The organism is bacterium (assembly GCA_035370465.1).
Taxonomy (GTDB): Bacteria; Ratteibacteria; UBA8468; order B48-G9; family JAFGKM01; genus JAGGVW01.
In genome coordinates, this window is sequence record DAOOVW010000035.1 from 11,979 (window position 1) to 16,308 (window position 4,330).

Consider the following 4,330-nt stretch of genomic DNA (forward strand, 5'->3'; position numbering starts at 1 on the left):
GCTATAAAGAGTAAAAACAAAGGGTATTTGGGAAGACAAAAAAAAAGGATAATAAATTTCGTATTCTGAAAAGGTATGGGAAAGTGGACTTTCCCATATTTATAATAATGTATTTTCGTATTGGGGGTATCGTTGGGAAGAGGGGAAGCACCCCTGTCCCAAGAGCGAAGGCGACGAATACGGGTTGATTCCCGTACCCCGCTATAAAGAGTAAAAACAAAGGGTATTTGGGAAGACAAAAAAAAAGGATAATAATTTCCGTTTTCTGAAAAGGTATGGGAAAAGAGTAAAAGCAACGAATACGGGTTTCCGCCAAAAGACGCGTCGGATAAACTATATCCCTTACCCCGCTATAATATGAAGGAGATAAAATGAAAGTTGAAATAATAAAAAAATCAGAATTAGGTAGAGAATTGAATTTTATAGTTGAAAAGGAAGTTGTTGATGAAACAAAAAGAAAAATATTAGATGAAATAAAAAAAGATGCTGAAATAGATGGATTTAGAAAAGGGAAAGCACCAGATGACTTGATAGAAAAAAAGTACTCTTCAGCAATTCAGGAACAACTTTTGAGAAAATTAATCACAGATTCATATATAAATGCAATAAAAGAAAATAATTTTAATCCTATTGTTGAACCCGATGTTTATGATGCGAAATTTGATGATAATGGAAATTTATTGTTTAAAATATACATAGAGGAAAGACCGGATGTCAAAATAGAGAAATATAAAGAAATACCTGTAAAAAAAGTAAAACCAAAAGAAGTTACAGAGAAGATGGTTGAAGATGTTCTTAAAGAATGGGAAAAAACGCCTGAAATGAAGGTTTCTCTTATAGACATTGAAAAAAGAAAAGCGTGGAAGGAAAAAGCAAGAGAACAATTAATTGCTTATAGTAAAGCAAGAGCAGAGATGGAAGAAGAGAAACAGTTATGGGATGAACTTATGAAAAATATAAAGTTCCCTGTTCCTGAAAAACTTGTAAATGAAAGAGCAATAAGATATACAGAAGAACAATTAAAAGCAATGAATCTTGAGAATAAATCAAAAGAAGAAGTTGAAAAAATAGCAAAAGAGATTTTTCAAAAAGTAAAACCAATGGCAGAAGAAGATGTAAAAAAATATTTTATTTTGGAAAAAATCAGCGAATTAGAAAATATAAATGTTGATGAAAAAGATGTGGAAGAAAGAATTGAGCATATAAGCAGGGTTATAGGACAACCATATGAAAAAATAAAAGAGCAGATAGAGAAAAATGGTGAAATGGAAAATTTAAAGGAAGAAATAAAAATTGATAAAACATTCAGGTTTATAAAGGAAAATGCAAATATGATAGAAAGAATTATCTTACCAGGAGAAAAATAAAATGGAAAAGAAAAATGAAATAAAAAATCAGGTTATACCATATGTTATTGAACAAACAGAAAGAGGAGAGAGAGCATATGATATTTATTCTCGACTTCTGAAAGATAGAATAATTTTTATAGGTACTGCTATAACGGATAATGTAGCAAATGTTGTAATTGCACAATTTTTATTCTTACAGAGTGAGGACTCAGGAAAAGATATACATCTTTATTTAAATACGCCTGGCGGAGCAATTACTGCTGGGCTTGCAATTTATGATACAATGCAGTTTGTTTCCTGTGATGTTGATACTTATTGTATTGGACAGGCAGCAAGTATGGGAGCAATTTTACTTGCAGGTGGAACAAAAGGAAAAAGGTTTTTATTGCCCCATAGCAGAGTTATGATTCATCAACCATGGGGAGGAGTTGAAGGGACTGCAACAGAAGTAAATATTCATACAAGAGAAATATTACGGCTTAAAAAAATTGTAAATGAAATTTTATCTTTACATACAGGACAATCAATAAAGAAAATAGAAAGAGATACTGAAAGAGATTATTTTATGAGTGCAGAAGAAGCAGTGAAATATGGAATTAGTGATAAAATTATACAATCAGAAAAGGTAAAGAAACTATAAAAATAAAAAATGGCTATAATTAAAAAGAAAATTGTTAAAAATAATAATCCTGCAATTCCATTAAGAGACCTTGTTATTTTTCCAAATATGATTGTACCTCTTCTTGTTGGAAGAACTCGCTCATTAAATTCAATTGAAGAGGCATTAAATAATGACAAATATTTAATTGTTGTTTTTCAGAAAAGTCCACTTATTGAAGAGCCAACATTTGATGATATACATTCAACAGGAGTTGTTGTAAAAATTATGCAGAGTATAAGAGAACCAAGTGGAACGATGAAAATTCTTGTTGAGGTTATTAAAAGAGTAAAAATTAAAAATTTTATAAGTAATAAAAAATATTATATTGCAACAGTTGAAGAAATAAGGGAAGAAACACAGGTAAAAGATAAGGAAACAGAAGCACTTATGCGCCTGCTGCTGGAACTTGTTGAAAAATATATTGACCTAAATCCTTCTGTTCCAAAAGAAATCTATAGCACAATATCTGTAATAGAAGAACCATCAAAACTCTGTGATACAATTGCAGGTTATTTACCATTACAAGTAAAAGATAAATTAAAAGTTCTTGAAACTATACCAGTAAAAGAGCGGTTGAAGGTTCTTATTGATATTTTCAATAATGAAATTGGTATACTTGAAGTTCAGAAACAAATACAGGGAAAAGTTATTAAAAAAATTGAGGAGACTCAAAAACAATATTTTCTTACTGAACAATTAAAAGAAATAGAAAAAGAGTTAGGACAGGAGGGAGAAGGTCCTGAAATAAAACAATTAAAAGATGCGATAACAAAGGCAAAAATGCCAAAAAATGTAGAAGATAAAGCACTGGAAGAATTATCCCGCCTATCTAAAATGATGCCTATGAGTCCTGAGGCAACAGTTATCAGAACATATTTAGAATATCTTATAAATTTACCATGGAGTGTTTCAACTGAAGATAATACAGATATTTCAAATGCAGAAAAAATATTGAATGAAGACCATTATGGGCTTGAAAAAGTTAAAGAAAGAATTTTAGAATATCTTGCAGTAAAGAAAAAGACGGATTCTTTGAAAGGACCGATTTTATGTTTTGTTGGACCTCCTGGAGTAGGAAAGACATCATTAGGAAAATCAATTGCAAGGGCTTTGGGAAGAAAATTTGTAAGAATTTCTTTAGGAGGTATAAGAGATGAAGCAGAAATAAGAGGACATAGAAGAACTTATATAGGTGCTTTACCAGGTAGAATTATTCAGTCATTAAGAAAAGTTGGAGTGAACAATCCTGTTTTTTTACTTGATGAAATTGATAAAATAGGAACTGACTTCAGGGGAGACCCGTCTTCTGCACTTTTAGAAGTTCTTGACCCTGAACAAAACCACTCTTTTTCGGACAATTATTTAGAAGTGGAATTTGACTTATCTAAAATTTTATTTATAACGACTGCAAATAACCCATATACAATTCCAGCACCACTTCTTGATAGAATGGAAATAATTTCTATTGATGGATATACTATCTGGGAAAAAAAGGGAATTGCAAAACATTTTTTAATTCCAAAACAAATGAAGGAACATTCTTTGGGAGACGATGAAATAAAATTTTCTGAGGCATCTATAATTAAAATTATAAAAAATTATACAAAAGAAGCAGGTGTTAGAAATTTAGAGAGAGAAATAGCAAATGTTTGTAGAAAAGTTACAAAAAAAATAGTTCAGGAAAATAAAAAAAGGAAATATATCATAACTTCAAAAAATCTTGAAAAATTTATTGGAATTGAAAAATTTACTGAAACAGAAGTTGAAAAAGAACCGAAAGTTGGAGTTGCAACAGGTATGGCTTGGACTGAATATGGTGGAGAAATACTTTTTACAGAGGCGTTAACAATGAAAGGTAAAGGCAATCTTATTCTGACAGGACAATTAGGGGATGTGATGAAAGAATCAGCACAGGCAGCATTGAGTTATGTAAGGGGTCATGCAGAAGAATTTGGAATAAATCCTGATTTTTACAAAGATATAGATATCCATATTCATGTACCAGAAGGAGCAATTCCAAAAGACGGACCTTCAGCAGGAGTTACAATAGTTACCTCTCTTGTTTCTGTTTTATCAGGAAAACCAGTAAGAGGTGATGTTGCAATGACAGGAGAAATAACTTTAAGAGGGAAGGTTTTAAAAATTGGTGGACTTAAATCAAAAATTCTTGCTGCTCATATTTCAGGAATAAAAAAAATAATAATACCAATAGAAAATAAAAAAGACCTTATTGACCTACCAAAAAAAATAAGAGATGAACTTGAAATAATACCAGTTGAAACTGTAAAAGATGTCCTTGAAAAAGCATTAATCCAATAAA

General features: G+C 30.7%; 3 protein-coding genes. All 3 read left to right on the plus strand.

The window, feature by feature from the left end; all coding sequences use genetic code 11:
* Positions 1-371 precede the first annotated feature (371 nt).
* Genes PLW95_05825 through lon form a run of 3 tightly spaced genes read left to right on the plus strand, consistent with a single transcriptional unit; the run spans position 372 to position 4,329 of the window.
* Positions 372-1,367: a trigger factor gene (locus PLW95_05825; GenBank protein HOV22182.1), complete on the plus strand. Its 996-nt coding sequence runs from the start codon at positions 372-374 to the stop codon at positions 1,365-1,367.
* Position 1,368: 1 nt separating this feature from the next.
* Positions 1,369-1,989 (plus strand): ATP-dependent Clp endopeptidase proteolytic subunit ClpP, encoded by a 621-nt coding sequence (clpP, locus tag PLW95_05830; protein HOV22183.1) that lies wholly within the window; start codon positions 1,369-1,371, stop codon positions 1,987-1,989.
* A gap of 9 nt (positions 1,990-1,998) precedes the next feature.
* Positions 1,999-4,329, plus strand: a complete 2,331-nt coding sequence (lon, locus tag PLW95_05835; protein HOV22184.1) for an endopeptidase La — start codon at positions 1,999-2,001, stop codon at positions 4,327-4,329.
* Position 4,330 lies beyond the last annotated feature (1 nt).